This window comes from Gordonia liuliyuniae, from assembly GCF_021738805.1.
Taxonomy (GTDB): domain Bacteria; phylum Actinomycetota; class Actinomycetes; order Mycobacteriales; family Mycobacteriaceae; genus Gordonia; species Gordonia liuliyuniae.
On record NZ_JAKKOR010000007.1, the window covers coordinates 1 to 16,604 of the forward strand.

Annotated in this window: 16 protein-coding genes; 9 read left to right on the forward strand and 7 right to left on the reverse strand. The window is 66.9% G+C overall.

Annotation, left to right across the window (positions count from 1 at the left end; genetic code table 11):
- Positions 1–87 precede the first annotated feature (87 nt).
- The 4 genes from L5G33_RS08875 to L5G33_RS08890 form a co-directional block, all read right to left on the reverse strand.
- Complete coding sequence (locus L5G33_RS08875) at positions 88–711, reverse strand: heparin-binding hemagglutinin (protein ID WP_236997820.1); 624 nt, start codon at positions 709–711, stop codon at positions 88–90.
- A 222-nt stretch (positions 712–933) separates the two neighbouring features.
- A complete protein-coding gene (locus tag L5G33_RS08880) occupies positions 934–1,818 on the reverse strand; it encodes a 3-hydroxybutyryl-CoA dehydrogenase (RefSeq protein ID WP_236997821.1) in 885 nt (294 codons plus the stop codon).
- Between the two features lie 124 nt (positions 1,819–1,942).
- Entirely contained in the window at positions 1,943–3,235 is a 1,293-nt protein-coding gene (gene aceA, locus L5G33_RS08885) for an isocitrate lyase (protein ID WP_236997822.1), read from the reverse strand.
- 378 nt (positions 3,236–3,613) lie between these two features.
- Positions 3,614–4,372: a hypothetical protein gene (locus tag L5G33_RS08890; protein ID WP_236997823.1), complete on the reverse strand. Its 759-nt coding sequence runs from the start codon at positions 4,370–4,372 to the stop codon at positions 3,614–3,616.
- Positions 4,373–4,587: 215 nt separating this feature from the next.
- Between L5G33_RS08890 and ramB the strand changes: the two genes are divergently transcribed.
- The 5 genes from ramB (at position 4,588) to L5G33_RS08915 (ending at position 8,384) form a co-directional block, all read left to right on the forward strand.
- Positions 4,588–6,012, forward strand: a complete 1,425-nt coding sequence (ramB, locus tag L5G33_RS08895) for an acetate metabolism transcriptional regulator RamB (RefSeq protein WP_236997824.1) — start codon at positions 4,588–4,590, stop codon at positions 6,010–6,012.
- A gap of 115 nt (positions 6,013–6,127) precedes the next feature.
- Entirely contained in the window at positions 6,128–6,673 is a 546-nt protein-coding gene (locus L5G33_RS08900) for a carboxymuconolactone decarboxylase family protein (protein ID WP_236997825.1), read from the forward strand.
- Entirely contained in the window at positions 6,670–7,320 is a 651-nt protein-coding gene (locus tag L5G33_RS08905; protein WP_236997826.1) for a class I SAM-dependent methyltransferase, read from the forward strand. Before L5G33_RS08900 ends, L5G33_RS08905 begins: the two co-directional genes overlap by 4 nt.
- On the forward strand, positions 7,317–7,721 hold the full coding sequence (locus L5G33_RS08910) for a cupin domain-containing protein (RefSeq protein ID WP_236997827.1): 405 nt from the start codon (positions 7,317–7,319) through the stop codon (positions 7,719–7,721). The genes L5G33_RS08905 and L5G33_RS08910 overlap by 4 nt, the downstream gene beginning before the upstream one ends.
- Before the next feature lie 9 nt (positions 7,722–7,730).
- Entirely contained in the window at positions 7,731–8,384 is a 654-nt protein-coding gene (locus tag L5G33_RS08915) for a helix-turn-helix domain-containing protein (RefSeq protein ID WP_236997828.1), read from the forward strand.
- Here L5G33_RS08915 and L5G33_RS08920 read toward each other — a convergent pair.
- The gene (locus tag L5G33_RS08920) at positions 8,369–9,241 is read right to left on the reverse strand and encodes a DNA-3-methyladenine glycosylase family protein (protein WP_236997829.1); all 873 of its coding nucleotides are present in this window, start codon (positions 9,239–9,241) and stop codon (positions 8,369–8,371) included. The two genes, L5G33_RS08915 and L5G33_RS08920, sit on opposite strands and share 16 nt — an antisense overlap.
- Positions 9,242–9,383: 142 nt before the next feature.
- Here L5G33_RS08920 and L5G33_RS08925 point away from each other — a divergent pair, with 142 nt between their 5' ends.
- Positions 9,384–10,622, forward strand: coding sequence for a metal-dependent hydrolase family protein (locus L5G33_RS08925; protein WP_236997830.1), 1,239 nt, complete (start codon positions 9,384–9,386; stop codon positions 10,620–10,622).
- Positions 10,623–10,739: 117 nt separating this feature from the next.
- On the opposite strand, the gene lpdA is transcribed toward L5G33_RS08925, so the two are convergent.
- A complete protein-coding gene (lpdA, locus tag L5G33_RS08930) occupies positions 10,740–12,125 on the reverse strand; it encodes a dihydrolipoyl dehydrogenase (protein ID WP_236997831.1) in 1,386 nt (461 codons plus the stop codon).
- 103 nt (positions 12,126–12,228) lie between these two features.
- Here lpdA and L5G33_RS08935 point away from each other — a divergent pair, with 103 nt between their 5' ends.
- The 3 genes from L5G33_RS08935 (at position 12,229) to L5G33_RS08945 (ending at position 15,734) form a co-directional block, all read left to right on the forward strand.
- Positions 12,229–12,873, forward strand: coding sequence for a TetR/AcrR family transcriptional regulator (locus L5G33_RS08935; RefSeq protein ID WP_236997832.1), 645 nt, complete (start codon positions 12,229–12,231; stop codon positions 12,871–12,873).
- The gene (locus tag L5G33_RS08940) at positions 12,870–14,108 is read left to right on the forward strand and encodes an NADH:flavin oxidoreductase (RefSeq protein ID WP_236997833.1); all 1,239 of its coding nucleotides are present in this window, start codon (positions 12,870–12,872) and stop codon (positions 14,106–14,108) included. The genes L5G33_RS08935 and L5G33_RS08940 overlap by 4 nt, the downstream gene beginning before the upstream one ends.
- A gap of 204 nt (positions 14,109–14,312) precedes the next feature.
- Positions 14,313–15,734, forward strand: coding sequence for an MFS transporter (locus L5G33_RS08945; RefSeq protein WP_236997834.1), 1,422 nt, complete (start codon positions 14,313–14,315; stop codon positions 15,732–15,734).
- A 5-nt stretch (positions 15,735–15,739) separates the two neighbouring features.
- Here the strand turns inward: L5G33_RS08945 and L5G33_RS08950 are convergent, their stop codons facing one another.
- Positions 15,740–16,600 (reverse strand): AlbA family DNA-binding domain-containing protein, encoded by an 861-nt coding sequence (locus tag L5G33_RS08950; RefSeq protein WP_236997835.1) that lies wholly within the window; start codon positions 16,598–16,600, stop codon positions 15,740–15,742.
- Between the last annotated feature and the right edge of the window lie 4 nt (positions 16,601–16,604).

Genomic DNA, 16,604 nt, shown 5'->3' on the forward strand with positions numbered 1-16,604 from the left:
CGCGCGCCGTGTGCGGGGGGGGCCCGCCGCCCCCCCCCGGCGGGGGGGGGCCCCCCCCCCCCCCCCCCCCCCCACGACAGTTCGAAACTACTTCTTGGCAGCGGGCTTGCGAGCCGGCGCCTTCTTCGCAGCCGGGCGAGCCTTGGCTTCGACGGTTCCGGCGGCGCCTGCGACCTTCTGCGCGGCGGTTACGCTGTCGGTCTTCACCTTGGTCGAGGCCTTCTCGACTCGCTCGGCGACGGCTTCGGCCTTGTCGGAGGCGTCGGCGAGGTCGATGGCGGCGTCTTCGACCTGGTCGGCTGCGCGACCGACAAGGCCTGCGGCGCGCTCGCCGACGGCGCGGGTCTGCGAGGAGACTGCGCCGAGCGCATCTTCGGTGAGGTCCACGGCGTCGTTGTAGGCCTTCTCGACGCGGGTCAGGTTCTCAGCGACGGCGGTGTTCTCACGGAGACGGGCGACGGTGGTCTCGCCGCGCTCGGCGAACGAGTTGTAGAGGCCGGTCGCGGTCTCGATGTACGGGTCGGCGCGCTTGCGGAGTTCCTCGGCGGTGAGCTTGCCGCGCAGCTCCTCGAGGGTGGGGACATCCTCGGGCAGGCCGCTGATGCGGGTGCGCAGCTCGGCGACGGCGTCCTTGACTTCCTGGACTGCGGCATCGCCCGCGCCGACGACGGCGAAAAGCGGGGTGGGGAGGGTGCGTTCGACGGTGCTCATGGGGAGCCTCCTGTTCACAGGTTTTTATCTGACACCCCGAGTATCGTCCAGCCCGCTAGCAACTGCAAGCACTTTGCTAGCTATCGTGGCTGAAGTCACGATTGGCAATCGCGAATCAGCAACCCAGAAACCTCGTGGACCTGCGGAATCAACCTCTCGGAAACGATCGGTCGATCAAGTTCCGGGTTGAGATCAGTGCTAGCAAAACCCTCGCAGAGAGGCTCACATGTCGGCCGTGACCCGGTCACCGTAGCGATAGAAGCCGAGGTCGGCCTTCTTGCCGAGACGTCCCTCGTCGACCATGCGGCGCAGGAGCCGCGGCGGCGAGTACATCGGCTCGTCGAACTCGGAGCGCATGCGGTCGGCGATCGCGACGACGGTGTCGAGTCCAATGAGATCGGCGAGACGCAGCGGCCCCATCGGGTGCGCGACGCCCAGGACCATCGCGGTGTCGACGTCGTCAACGCTCGCGAATCCGCTTTCGACCATCCGCACCGCCGAGAGCAGGTATGGCACGAGAAGCGCGTTGACGACGAAACCCGACCGGTCCGACGAACAGATCACGTGCTTGCCGAGGACGTCGTGGGCGAAGTCGCGGACGCGTCGAGCGACCGCGTCGTCGGTCGCGGACGTCGTGACCAGTTCCATCAGCGCGACTTCCGGGACGGGATGGAAGAAGTGCATGCCGACCAGCATGCGCGGTCGGGACGTCGCAGCACTCAGCGTGCCGATCGGAATCGACGACGTGTTCGAGGCGAGGATCGCCGCAGGCCCGACGACGACGTCGAGCCTGCCGAAGATGTCGACTTTCGCGGCCTCGTCTTCGACGATCGCCTCGATCACGAGCTCCCGATCGGCGAAGTCGGCGAGGTCGGTGGTGAATCGGAGACCGCTCGACATGCGATCTCGCTCCCTGGCGGTCAACGTCCCGCTGGACACACCCTGGTCGAGAGAGTCCAGGATGCGGCTGCGGCAGGCGGCGACGAGATCACGAGCAGGCTCATGCACGAGCACGTCGCAGTGCGCGCGGGCGCACACTTCGGCGATGCCCGCGCCCATCCGTCCCGCGCCGACGATGCCGACGCGAGCGATCTTCTCGCTTGCCATGGAGAGTTCCTGACGTGCCGTGGAGAGGGGTGAATGCACACGATCCCGGGTCGAGCGGGGCAGCGCCCCACCCGACCCGGGATCGTCATGGCTTCGACCTCACTGATGAAGTCGGGCGGAGTTCCTAGTGGAACTGACCCTCTTCGGTCGAGCCCTTGAGGGCTGCAGTCGAGGTGTTCGGATCGACGGTCGTGGCGATCCGGTCGAAGTAGCCCGCGCCGACCTCACGCTGGTGCTTGGTGGCGGTGTAACCGCGCTCCTCCGCAGCGAACTCGCGCTCCTGCAGGTCGACGTATGCCGACATCTGGTTGCGGGCGTAGCCGTGAGCCAGATCGAACATGGAGTAGTTGAGGGCGTGGAAGCCGGCCAGGGTGATGAACTGGAACGTGAAGCCCATCGCGCCGAGCTCGTTCTGGAACTTGGCGATGGTGTCATCGTCCAGGTGCTGCTTCCAGTTGAACGACGGCGAGCAGTTGTAGGCCAGGAGCTGGTCCGGGAACTCGGCCTTGACCGACTCCGCGAACTTCTTGGCGAGCTCCAGGTCGGGCTTGCCGGTCTCCATCCAGATCAGGTCTGCGTACGGAGCGTAAGCCTTGGCGCGAGCGATGCAGGGCTCGATGCCGTTCTTGATGCCGTAGAAGCCCTCCGCCGTGCGGGTGCCATCCAGGAACGGCTGGTCGCGCTCGTCGACGTCCGAGGTCAGCAGCGTGGCAGCCTCAGCATCGGTGCGGGCGATGACGACCGTCGGGGTGTTCGCGACGTCGGCGGCGAGACGAGCCGAGGTCAGGGTGCGGATGTGCTGCTGGGTCGGGATCAGCACCTTGCCGCCGAGGTGGCCGCACTTCTTCTCCGAAGCGAGCTGGTCCTCCCAGTGGGTGCCTGCGGCGCCCGCTGCGATCATGGCCTTCTGCAGCTCGTACACGTTGAGGGCGCCGCCGAAGCCCGCTTCGCCGTCGGCGACGATCGGGACGACCCAGTTGTCGACCGAGTTGTCGCCCTCGACCGCGGCGATCTCATCGGCACGCAGCATGGCGTTGTTGATGCGACGCACGACGCTCGGGACCGAGTTGGCCGGGTACAGCGACTGGTCCGGGTAGGTGTGACCCGAGAGGTTCGCGTCGCCTGCGACCTGCCAGCCGGAGAGGTAGATGGCCTTCAGGCCTGCGCGGACCTGCTGAACAGCCATGTTGCCGGTCAGCGCGCCGAGTGCGTTGATGTAGCTGCCGTCACCCTTGGTGACGCCGTCCCACAGGATCTCCGCGCCGCGCTTGGCGAGGGTGTTCTCCTCGACGACCGAGCCCTGGAGCTCGACGACCTGCTCTGCGGTGTACTCGCGGGTGATGCCCTTCCAGCGCGGGTTGGTGTCCCAATCCTGCTGGATCTCGGCGGCGGTACGCGGCTTTCCGACGTTGCTCATAGCCTTCGCTTTCGTTAGAACTGCGGATTCGCAGTGTCTGCTTTCGGTCTTAGCGTTCACCGGTTGCGAACCGGTTCACACTTGGAGGCGATGCCTGACACGAGGTTGCCACACAAGAAACGTCCTGGTCCAGACAGTTCCAGTGTTAAGTTGAGGCACCCTGTTGCCAGATTTTGCAAATGTTGCAAATATCAGGTGGTGCACCGCGCCGCCCGCAGCAACAAAAAAGTACGCGCGTACTGGGAAAACATCGCGACCCACTCCGGCAAGGACGGCGGCAACGCCCCGTCTACTAGGACCGTGCGTCGACCACAACCTTACGCAAGTGTGACACATCTCACCTACCCGCTAGTACGGGTTCTAGGGCTGGTGCGGGTTCTAGGGCTGCGCCACCCGTTCGACAGCCGACCGCACCAGATCGGTGAACGCCCCCTCGGAGATCGGGGGCTCGCCACGCGACGTTTCGGACGCGTCCTCCCCGCTCGCCCCGAGTTGCAGAGTGAAGACCTGACCGTCGGGCGAAGCCACCAGCACATTCGCCAGATACGAGCTACGTGCGCGCACCGAGCCGTCGGCGAACGTCGTCACCGAGTCCGTGCGGACGAGGTACGCCTGTTCCACCTCCTCGCCGACGGCCGGGCCACCGCGCAACGCGGGCAACTCCGTCGAGGTGTTGACGATCCGTGCTCCTGCCAGCGCTCCGGTCGTCGGAGTGGACGTCACGACCCGACACGGACCACTCGTGTCCCGGCGGTCGGCGTCGATGTTGCGCCGCACCGTGCTGACCAGCTCAGTCAGAGTGCCCGACCCCGACTGGGTTCCCGGATCCGACTGGGTTCCCGGATCCGACTGGGCGACCAGGAGCACCGTGTTCTCCTCGGTCAGCTTCGGGTTGAACGCGGCGTCCGCCGTCGGGCGGCACTGCGCAGGCGCGAAACCGACCCTCTCCGCCTGTTCGAGCGTCGACCGGTTCGCCGCGATCATGTCGTCCACCTGATACGGCACCACGGTGAAGCCCTTCGGCAGTCGATCGCTCGGCACGAGGCGACCGGGGAGCGGCGTTCCGGCGTCGACCTGACCGTCTCCCCCGCACGCCGCGAGAACCGTCGCCGCGACACCGGCGACGACTGCGGCCATGATGGTGGCACCCGGACGTGACGGACGGGCACATCCAAGGGGACACGACGCACGGGGACACGACGTACGGGAAGTTCTGCTGCGCACGCGGTCACGGTACCGCGTGGTGGCGTGGACGATAGACGGACAGACAGCCAGAGCAACCGGTCGACCGAGGGCCCAGAAAGACGAGGGCCCACAGAAGGACCGAGGCCCACAGAAGGAAGCATCCAGGCATGAGCGGCAACAAGATGTACGTCGGCGCCCGACTCCGCAGGCTCCGCGGCGAACGTGGGCTCTCCCAGTTGACGATGGCGTCGACGTTGGGTATCTCGGCGTCGTACCTGAATCAGATCGAGCACGACACCCGCCCGCTCACCGCCCCAGTGCTGGCGCGGATCACCGAGATCTTCGGCATCGACATCGGGTTCTTCGACCCGCAGGACGACGTGCGGCTGGTCGCCGAGTTGCGGGAGGCGCTCCTCGACGAGGACCTCGACTTCGACCCAGCAGCGAGCGACGCCAACGAGGTGTCGACGATGGTCGGCGCGCACCGGGCGATCGCCGAGGCGCTCGTCGGCATGTACAGCCGGTACCGCGTGGTCTCCGAGCAACTGGCGGCGGCGACCGCCGGTCGCGGCGACCACGGCGGGCGCGGCACCATCTCGGCGCCCCACGAGGAGGTCCGCAACTTCTTCTATCAGCGCCGCAACTACGTCCACGAACTCGACGAGGCCGCCGAGAACCTGACGTCGCGGATGCGGATGCACTCGGCGGATCTGCGCGCCGAACTGACGTCCCGCCTCGAGGACGTACACGGCGTCCGCATCGTGCGCCGCGTCGACCTCGGCGACAACGTGCTGCACCGCTTCGACCCGGATCGCCGACAGCTCGAGTTCTCGGCGGCGCTCGGCGCCGGTCAGCGCGGGTTCAAGGTGGCGGCCGAACTGGCGTACCTGGAGTTCGACGACCTGATCACCGAACTCGTCGACGACGGCGGATTCTCCAGCGACGACGCGGCAGCGCTGGCACGGCAGGGTTTGGCGAACTATTTCGCGGCGGCGGCCGTGCTGCCGTACACCCAGTTCCACGGCGCGGCCGAAGACTTCCGCTACGACATCGAACGGCTGTCGGCGTTCTACGCGGTCTCGTACGAGACGATCTGCCACCGGCTGTCGACACTGCAACGCCCGAACCTGCGCGGGGTGCCGTGGACGTTCGTCCGGGTCGACCGCGCGGGAAACATGTCCAAACGACAGTCGGCGACGGGCTTCAACTTCTCGTCCAGCGGCGGCACGTGCCCACTGTGGAACGTCTACGAGTCGTTCACTGCGCCTGGCAAGATCCTCACGCAGATCACCGAGATGCCGGACGGACGCGACTACTTCTGGGTGTCGCGGACCGTCGAACGCCGGGCCGCGCGCTACGGGCAGCCCGGAAAGACGTTCGCGATCGGCATGGGCTGCGAGCTGCGGCACGCGGACCGGGTGATCTACTCCGACGGGATCGAGATCGGCACGGAAGCGAAGGCGACACCGATCGGCGCGGGCTGCCGCGTCTGCGATCGGCGCGACTGCCCTCAGCGCGCCTTCCCGCCGCTGGGCTCGACCCTCAACATCGACGAACATCGCAGCACCGTGTCGCCGTACACGATGACCTGACCACCTGGGACCTGACCACCTGGGACCTGACCACCTGGGACCTGACCACCTGGATCTGACCGCGAGGGTCGCTCGCACGATGTCCGTTCGGCGATCCGTGGTCTACCTTCGAATCATGAGCACACCTCGCGTCGCACCCGGTACGTTAGGCGACCTCGGTCCGATCAACTGGTTGGTGGTCAAGGCCATGTCGGCCGCGACCGGAACCGACAACGCCCACATCTTCGCCACACTCGGCCGAAGCAAGGGACTGTTCCGCGGCTGGCTGCACTTTTCCTCGCGCATGATGCCGTTCGGCGAACTGTCTCGGCGAGAGACGGAGATGATCATCATCCGTGTCGCCCACCAGCGCGGATGCGAGTACGAACTCGATCACCACCGTCGCCTCGGTGCGAAAGCCGGCATCGACGACGCAGCGTTCGCCGACGTCATCGAAGGGCCCGACGCGGGATGGGGTGACCGTGAGCGGACGCTGTTGCTCGCCGTCGACGAACTGATCGCAGATCGCGACCTATCCGATACGACGTGGGCGGCCATCCGGCGTCATCTGACGCAGCGTCAGGCGGTCGCGTTCATCCTCCTCGTCGGCCAATACGATTCGCTCGCCACGACGATCGGCGTGCTTCGCGTGCAGCGCGACGAGTTCGGACCGGGACGATGACGTCCATCGCCCAGCGGGCGATGGGGAACCGGGTCGTCTCTTTCGTCTACGAGAAGGCGTGGCGGCCGATCTTCACTCGCGGATTCAGCCTCGGCGGCTCGGGCACTGCTGACTACGACCACGCACTCCGCGCCTACCTCGCACGTCCCGGCGACCGTCGCGTCCTCGACGTCGCCTGCGGTCCCGGAAACTACAGCGACGACGCAGCGTCCGGTCTGACCGGCGACGGCCGATACGTCGGCATCGACTTCTCTCCGGCGATGCTCGACCAGGCGGTACGCGATCACCGCGCCGATCGGGTGACGTTCGTGCGGGGCGACGCCCACCACCTTCCGTTCGCCGACAACACCTTCGACACCGTCATGTGTCTGGCCGCGCTGTATTTGATCCCCGACCCGTTGCCAGTACTCGACGAGATGGCCCGCGTGTGCGCGCCAGGCGGGGAGATCATCGTGTTCGCGTCGGCGAAGGCGTCGATCGCCGCGCTGCCGGGCGGGTCAGCGCTCGCCGGACTCGTCGGGCTCCGCCTCTTCGATCTGGACGAACTGTCCGATCGGATGCGTCTGCTCGGGCTCGAACATCTCGAACAGACCGTCACCGGCGTCGGACAGTATGTTCACGCCCGCACACCGAGAGCCGCATCATGACAGAACCGCTGTTCACGTATCTGACGGGGCTAGCCGACCCGAACCGCGACGGAGAGAGCGACCGTCCGGCGATCAAACGAATCAACCGCAGCGAGTCCGAGACCATCGTCCGGCTCGCGTTCCGCGCCGGCCAGGTGATGGCCGAGCATCTCGCCGCGCACCCGATCGTGGTGCTCGGGCAGACCGGCGCGATCGACTTCACCGTCGACGGCCAGACGCTCCGTCTGGAACCGGGCACCGCGATCCGCGTCGACGCCCGCACCCTCCACTCGCTGCGCGCGGTCAGTGACGGAACCGTCACCCTGGTGATCGTCCATGGGACACAAGATCGGGGGACACAAGATCGGGGGACACAAGATCGGGGGACACAAGATCAGGGGACACAAGATCAGGGCACATAAGATCGGGGCATGTCCGAATCGACCAAGGCCCGTCAGCGCGACCGTGTTCGCGAAGTCCTGGAGGGCTCGGACGTAGGACTGGACGCTACCGAGGTCGGTGCCGCGCTCGGCGTGCACGTGACCTCCGCTCGCTTCCACCTGAACAACCTGGTGACCGACGGCGTCGCCGTCACCGAACAGCTCGCGCCCGAAGGGGTCGGGCGGCCCCGTCTCGCCTACCGGATCGCTCCGCCGGCCGCGGCCGACAGCCTGAACGATCTGCTGTTGATGCAGCTCGGCACGACGGCCAGAGCGAGAGAGGACGCCGCTGCCGCCGGAGGGCGAGAATGGGTGCGTCGGCACGCGTCGCAGTCCGCCCAGACCGCGCTTCCCGACCCCGTCATCGCCGTGCAAGCGGCACTCGGCGACCTGGGGCTGCGCATCACCGACGTGGCCTCCGATCTGCACGCGCATCACGTCACGATCTGCTCGTGTCCGCTCGCCGACATCACAGGCGCCCTGCCGGAGATAGCTCGCGGGACCGTCCGCGGCGTCGCCGAAGAAGCGCTGGACGCGATCGCCGAGACCTTCGGCGTCGGCTACCTCGTGCAGGCGACGACGGTCGACGACTGCACCGTCAGTCTGCGACTGACCGACCGACCGCTTCTTCAGAAGTCTCGGTAGTCGCGGGTCGACATGCGCGGCCCACGGCGTTGCGGCATGCCGCCCGCCACTTCGCACAACCGGACCACGCGATAGCGCTGACCCCGATAGGGCTCGAGCAGTTCGAGCATCCGGGCGTCGTCGATCCGCTCCCCGATCAGCGCGGTCCCCACCACCGAGGGCGTGTGATAGTCGCCGACCGGCACCGCGTCCGGATCGCCGAGCGCCCGGATCCGCGTGTGCGCGGCCGTCCACTCCCCGACCCCGCGCAGCGCAGTCAGGACATCGACCTTGGATTCGACATCGACGAGCGCCGCCGCACGGATGGTCCGCATGCGGACCGGTTCGAGTCCGCTCCGGTGCCAATCGGATTCGGTGATGTCTCGCCACACCTGGCGAGGCGGCGGAACTCGCATGTCCGACGGCACCGGTCCCGGCGCGGGTTCGCCGTAGCGACTGAGCAGATACCGCCAGCCTCGATAGGCTTCCGTGCCGGTCACCTTCTGCTCCAGGATCGACGCGACGAGCGCCTCCCACACTCGGCCCGTGCGGCCGATCCGCAGAGCGGGCGCCCGCTCCACCAGGCGAGCCAACACCGGGTCGTCGGCGTGCAGATCCTGCGGACGGTCGGAGGCGCCGACCATATCGGGCGCCGCATCGAGAAGCCAGCGCGCACCCGGGCCCCACGCCCGGGCCGACACGGTTCCGGACCGCAGGGTCAGCGCGAGTGTGCCGGGCCCATCCGGCGTGTCCACGGCTCGCCACACCGATCGGTCTGCGGCGACCCGGTACGCCGGGTCGTGTGCGCCGCGCCGATGAACCCCGAGGGTCGCCGACAACGACGTCGTCGCGCACTCCCACCGTCGCTCACCCGTCATCCCACAATTATGCGGACGACGCACGCCGACGCGGCTCGGGGGAAGCCCCGCCCGGAGGGAAGACCGTGCCAGAGCGCGGCAAAGTGATGCCATGTTCTCGCGCATCGAGACGGTTTCCCGCCCAAGCACGTACACGTGACCTGTGACGACACGAATCCTTCATAATTTCCGCCTCATCGACGGAACCGGCTCCGACCCGGTCCACGACGCCGTGATTGTCATCGACGACGGCAAGATCACCTACGCGGGGCCGGCCGCGAACGCTCCAGAGGTCGCCGAGTCGGCCGATGCGGTGCGAATCGACGTCGGTGGGAACACCGTCACCCCCGGATTCTTCGACTGCCACGTCCACCTGTCGCTGCCCGGCACCGCCGGGTCGCCGATCATGGCGGCGATGGTGCCCGAATCGTACCGCTTCTTCGAACTCATCGGACGCCTGAAGACCACGATCGGTGCGGGCGTCACCACAGTGCGCGACCTCATGGGCGTCGATGTGGGCGTGCGCGACGCGGTCAAACACGGCCTCGTCGAAGGCCCGCGACTTCTGGTGGCCGACAAGATGTTCAGTCAGACCGGCGGACACGCCGATTTCCACATCCCGTCCGGGCTCGACGGGACCGGCCTGATAGGCGGAGTGATCGTCGACTCCGTCGACGAGGCCCGCAAGGAGGCTCGAGCGCTGCTCCGCGAAGGCGTCGACGTCCTCAAGGTCGCATCCAGCGGCGGCGTCACCTCGCCGTCTGACGACCCCGACTGGCTCGGTGCACGCACCGAGATCGTCGCCGCGCTCGTCGAAGAGGCCCACAACTACGGCGGCCGCAAGGTTGCCGCGCACGCCATCGGTTACGCCGGGATCCGGGCGGCGGTGCAGGGCGGCGTACAGAGTGTCGAGCACGGTTACGCCCTCGACGACGAATTGCGCACCGAGATGGTCGAACGCGGCCAGTTCCTGGTGCCGACGCTGATCGAGACGCTCAAACCAGACACCGCGACCCCGCAGGCAGTCGCGAAGAGCACCAAGTGGCACGCACTGGCCCACGAGTCGATCCAGGCGTCGGTCGAGGCAGGCATCAAGGTCGCCGTCGGCACCGACGCGGGCCTGGTGCCCGACCACGGCGACACCCTCGCCGAACTCGGCTGCCTCGTGAAGTTCGGCGGTATGACCCCGATGCAGGCCATCGTCGCAGGCACCAAGACCTCGGCGGAACTCTGCGACGTCGCCGACGCCCTCGGCACCCTCGAAGCGGGGAAGCTCGCCGACCTGGTCGTCGTGAAGGGCGACCCGCTCACCGACATCGACTCGCTCGCCGATCACGACAACATCCTGCTGGTGCTCAAGGAAGGCGCGACGGCCAGCAATCGCGGCGACTACCGGATCTGACCTGCTGGCCGACCGAGCGTCGGCGCACGAACGCGTCGTCGACGAACGGACCCCGCACGAGTGACCCGACCGCGCCGGCGGCGCGCGTCATCGAGCGGGGTTCCGCAGTCGTCCTCGTTACAGGTTGATCATGTGGCCGATCGCGCCGTGGAAGGTCTCCTGCAGCGCTTCGCTCATCGTCGGGTGGGTGTGGACGTTGCGCGCCAGTTCCTTGGCCGTGAGGTCCCACTTCTGCGCGAGAGTCAGCTCGGGCAGCATCTCCGAGACGTTGTCGCCGACCAGGTGGCCGCCGATCAGTTCGTCGTTCGTGCCGTCGGTGACGAGCTTGACGAAGCCGGTCGGCGCGCCGAGGCCCTGCGCCTTCCCGTTCGCCGAGAACGGGAACTTGGTGACCTTGACGTCGTAGCCTTCGGCCTTGGCCTGCTCCTCGGTGAGACCGAACGACGCGACCTGCGGCTGGCAGAACGTGGCGCGCGGCATCATCCGGTAGTCGCCGAGTGGCATCGTCTCGGCCCCCGAGATCGTCTCGGCCGCGACGACGCCCTGAGCCTCAGCGACGTGGGCGAGCTGCAGTTTGGCCGTGACGTCGCCGACTGCGTAGATGCCGTCGACGTTGGTGCGCATGAAGTCGTCGATGGCGATGGCTCCGCGGTCCGTGAGCGCGACGCCGGTGTCCTCCAGGCCGAAGCCCTCGACGCGGGGCGCGAAGCCGACCGACATCAGTACCTTGTCGACTGTCAGGCTGCCGTCGTTGCCTTTGGCGTCCTTGTAGCTGACGACCACCTGACTGCCCTGGTCGTCGACGGACTGCACTCCGGTGCCGGTCATGATCGTGATGCCGAGCTTCTTGTACGCCTTGGTCATCTCCTTGGAGACGTCGGCGTCTTCGTTCGGCAGGATGCGCGGCATGAACTCGACGATGGTGACGTCGACACCGTAATTGGCGAGCACGTAGCCGAACTCCATGCCGATGGCGCCCGCGCCGACGATGACGATCGACTTCGGGAGATCCCGCGTCATGATCTGGGTCTCGTAGGTGACGACGTTCTCGCTCAGCTCGACACCGGGCAGCAGTCGCACAGTGGAGCCGGTGTCGATGATGACGTTGTCGAACGTGATCACCCGATCGCCGACCTTGATCGTCTTCGCGTCGGCGAACACGCCGAAGCCGTCGATCTCGGTGATCTTGTTCTTCTTCATCAGGAAGTGCACGCCCTTGACGATGCCGTCGGACACCGTCCGGCTGCGGTCGAACGCCGCGCCGAAGTCGAACGACGCCTCACCGCTGATGCCGAAGGTCGCCGCCTCGTGATTGAAGACATGCGCGAGCTCCGCGTTGCGGAGCAGCGCCTTGGAGGGGATGCAACCGACGTTCAGACAGACGCCACCCCACCACTTCTCTTCGATGACGGCAGTCTTCTTGCCGAGTTGGGCGGACCGGATCGCGGCCACATACCCACCAGGGCCACCACCGAGGACAACTGTTTCAAAATGTTCAGCCACGGCGTCAAGCCTAACGCTCACGGGCCGATCGTCGCACCCGCCTGAGACAGCCCATTTCAAGCACTGTTTGAAACGATGATTGGTTTGTGATTCACTTCACCGCATGGCGACTGACGTGACTCGCGCCCGACTCCTCGACGCCGCCGAGCATCTGCTCACCACGACGTCATACGAGGATCTGCGCGTCCGCGCGGTGTGCGCACGCGCCGGCGTCAACCCGGCAGCGGTCCACTATCATTTCGGCTCCCGAGAAGACCTGGTCGCAGCGTTGCTTCAGGATCGCTTGGAACCGTTCTGGTCTGCTCCACTCGACGAACTGACGCGCAGGCCTGCGACCGTCCGCGAGATCGTCGACGCGATACTCGCCCCACTTGCCCGACTCCGCGACGATCGGGCCACGGCCTCGTTGTTGTCGCTGCTCGGCCGTTTCGTGTTGACCCACCCTGACCTGCCGTGGACCGCGACGTGGTTCCGAACTCAGACGTGGGTGGGCATTCTCACGTCGACGATCGACGTCGACGAGGCGACCGCTCGTCGTCGGTGGCGTTTCGCGTTCTCCATCCTGATGACCGAACTGTCGACCCGCACCGCGCCGAGCGTCGCCGCCGTCTCCGCTCTCGCCGACTTCCTCACCGCAGGCCTGAGCGCGCCGGTCCTCGAAGGCCCAACCACTGCGGCCCCAACCACCGATTCAGCTCCCGCCGCGGATGCACCCTCATCCGGCGGGCACGAAAGGAACCAGTTGTGACTCCCGATCCGTTCAGCCCCGCGAGACTCGGCCCGATCACGCCGCGCAACCGCCTCATCAAGTGCGCGACGTTCGAGGGCCGGACGCCCGACGCGCTCGTGACCGACGAGCTCATCGAGTTCCATCGGGAGACCGCCGCGGGCGGAGTGGGCATCAGCACCGTGGCCTACTGTGCGGTGAGCCCGGGCGGGCGCACCGATCGCCACCAGATCTACATGCGTCCGGAAGCCGCTGACGGACTCCGTCGACTCACCGATGCGATCCATGGCGAAGGCGCCCTGGCGGCGGCGCAACTCGGACATGCCGGAGCGGTCGCGAACTCGATATCGAACCAGGCGCCCGCGCTCGGCCCGGGCCGTTTCCCCGCCCCGATGGGCATGTCGTTGACCAAACGGCTCGACGCCGACGGTATCGCGACGTTGACGCGGCAGTTCGCCGACGCGGCCCGGCAAGCCGTCGACTGCGGTTTCGACGGAATCGAGATCCACTGCGGGCACAACTACCTGATCAGTTCGTTCCTGTCGCCGCTGCTCAACCATCGGCGCGACGAGTACGGACGCACCGTGCCGGGTCGTGCGCGACTGGCCCGCGAGGTGATCGAAGCAGTCCGTGACGCGGTCGGGGATCAGGCTGCCGTCTGGGCCAAACTCAGCATGTTCGACGGCGTCGGCACCCCGGGCACCGGCAAGGGCGGTCATCCGTGGAGCGGTCTCAACGTCGATCAGGCGTGCGAGACGGCCCGCCTGTTCGAAGCAGACGGATTCCTGGACGCCATCGAGCCGACGGCAGGCAGTTCCCTGCTCAACCCGATGTACCTTTTCCATGGGGAGGCGCCGCGCGCCGAGTTCGCGGCAGCGTTCCACGGAGCCATGCGCGTCGGCCTGAAAGCAGCCGGACCGATGTTCCTTCGGCACTACCCGTACCGCGACACGTACCTGTTGCCGTTGGCGCGGGAACTCCGCACGGCCGTCTCGATGCCGCTCATCCTGCTCGGCGGGGTTACCGACCGCACGACGATTCAGACCGCGCTCGACGAAGGATTCGACTTCGTCGCGATGGGTCGCACGCTACTCCGGGAACCGGATTTGCCGCTATTGATGCAGAACGACCCTTCGACGGTTTCGCGATGCGTGCACTGCAATCTATGCATGCCGAGCATCTATTCGACGACGCGTTGCCCAATTCGTGAGGGAGAGGTCCCGGACCCCCTGTCACCTGCGGGCTCACCCGATTAAGGGACGTCGACTGCGCGAGTTCGAGTTTCCCTCCCGCGCCATTAGTGCTACGGATTAGTTAGTCCGTTCGGGGGGAACGACCCCTCGATTGTCTACCGGCTGAGAAGCCGTCGAGATAGGTGCATCCGCAACACAGCGCGGAGTCGAGTTCGCCGGCCCGGCAGAGCCCGAACCTCACCGTTTCGGCTACACATCGGAGGCACGATGGCAGACGCGCTGTCCACCAAAGACTTCACCGCACCCAAGCCCGAGGCCGTTCGCAAGGCCATCATGGGGTCGGCGATCGGTAACGCAACCGAGTGGTACGACTACGGCGTCTACGCCGCCACCACCACCTATCTCACCGATGCCTTCTTCCCCGGAGAGCTGGGCGGCATCGGCACGATGCTCGGTTTCGCCGTGTCATTCGTACTGCGGCCGCTCGGCGGTTTCGTGTGGGGTCCGATCGGCGACCGGCTGGGCCGCAAGGCCGTCCTCGCCATGACGATCCTGCTGATCTCGGTGGCCACCGCGCTGATCGGTGTGCTGCCGACGCACGCATCGGTCGGTGTCTGGGCTCCGGTCCTGCTGATCCTGCTCCGCGTGGTGCAGGGCTTCTCCACCGGCGGCGAGTACGGCGGAGCCGCGACCTTCATGGCCGAGTACGCCCCGGACAAGAAACGCGGCAAGCTCGGCAGCTTCCTCGAGTTCGGCACCCTGGCGGGTCTGTCGGCCGGTACCGGTTTCGTGCTCATCATGGACACGCTCGCCGACCACGAGATCTGGCTGGACGCCGACGACATGGCGACCTGGGGCTGGCGCGTGCCGTTCCTGTTCGCGCTGCCGCTCGGCGTCGTCGGCCTGTACCTGCGGTCGCAGCTCGACGATTCGCCGGTCTTCACCGAGGTGGACAACGAGCGCAGTGCGAAAGCGCGCAAGAAGCACATCGACGAGCCTTCGATATTCGCGCAGCTGAAGACGACACTGGTCGGCTACTGGCGGCCGATCGTCATCATGTTCGGCATGGTCGTGGCGCTCAATGTCACGCAGTACACGCTCCTGGCGTACCAACCCGACTACCTGAAGAACACTCTCGGAATGGACGAGGCCCAGGGCTCGATCGTCATCCTCATCGGGCAGCTCACGATGATGGCGCTGATCCCGTTCTTCGGCGCGTTGTCCGACCGAGTCGGCCGAAAACCCATGTGGTGGACGTCGCTCATCGGACTGTTCATCTTCGCGCTTCCGATGTACTGGTTGATGGGGCAGGGCCTCGCGTGGGCGATCATCGGATTCCTGATTCTGGGTCTGCTGTACCTACCGCAGCTCTCCACGATCTCAGCGACCTTCCCGGCGATGTTCCCGACCCAGGTCCGTTACGCGGGCTTCGCGATCGCGTACAACGTGTCGACCGCTGTCTTCGGCGGCACTGCCCCGCTGGTGAACGAATCCGTGGTGAGCAGCTCCGGGTGGCTGGAGTTCCCGGCGCTCTACATGATGCTGGCCTGCGTGATCGGCATGGTCGCACTGTCGTTCCTCAAGGAGACCGCCGGCGCGTCCCTGCGCGGCACCGATATCCCCGAGCAGCACAGCGGTCCGGAGACCGACGTCGAGTTGGAGGAGGAGCCGCCGACGGTCCTGCGCTGACCCGGTCAGCCGTTCCCGAAACGCACAGTGGCCTTCACCTGCGCGGCGAACGACGAGCCGAGTCCGAGCGGCCACCGCAGCATGACGTACTCCGCCGCCTCGTCGACCGAGAGGCGTCGCGTCGAGTTCCCGGTTCGGACCCAGAACTCGCGGTCGGCGTTCTTGCCCGGTCGTAGGTACACCGGGCGCGGCGATGCGGCGGCGCGCAGTCGACAGACCGGGCGCGCAACGCCGTCGCGGGTCACGTCTTCGACGGCGATCACCACCTGTGCGGCCGCGTTCTGCCCGACCGAGGTGACCAGCAGGTCGCGCAGCCAGAGTTCGTAGCGGTCGGCGTCGGGGACGCGCAGGGTCGCATAGTCGGCGTCGAGCCCGAGGGGCACCCCGTCGTCGTCGACACCGATCAGCAGGGTTCCGCCGTCGCTGTTAAGGAACGCCGAGACGGTCTTGGCGATCACCTGCTCCATCCGCGCGTCCTTCTCGCCAGTGCGCACGTTGACGCGCGCCGTCGACTTGAACTCGAGCCGGTCCGACTCGCCCGCCAGCAGGAGTTCGCCGACCGGTGCGATGTCGGGACGTTGGAAGTGCGCCGCGACGATTCCGTAGACGAACACCGCGGCCACCGAGCCGGCGAGCCCGAACCCAACGGTCCACGGTGTGCGCAGATGCGCCGTCGGCCATATCGACCATTCGACGAGGAGCCCGACCGAGGTGCCAAGAATCGCGAGCACGACAGAGACGGATGCACGCAGGTTCGCCCGGCCCCGCAGCAGCCATCGCGCGATGGCACCGAGCAGCCACGCCACCACCAGGACGATCACGAGGGCCACGGACACCATCCACAGCGGCGTCGTCTCTCGACTCACGAAC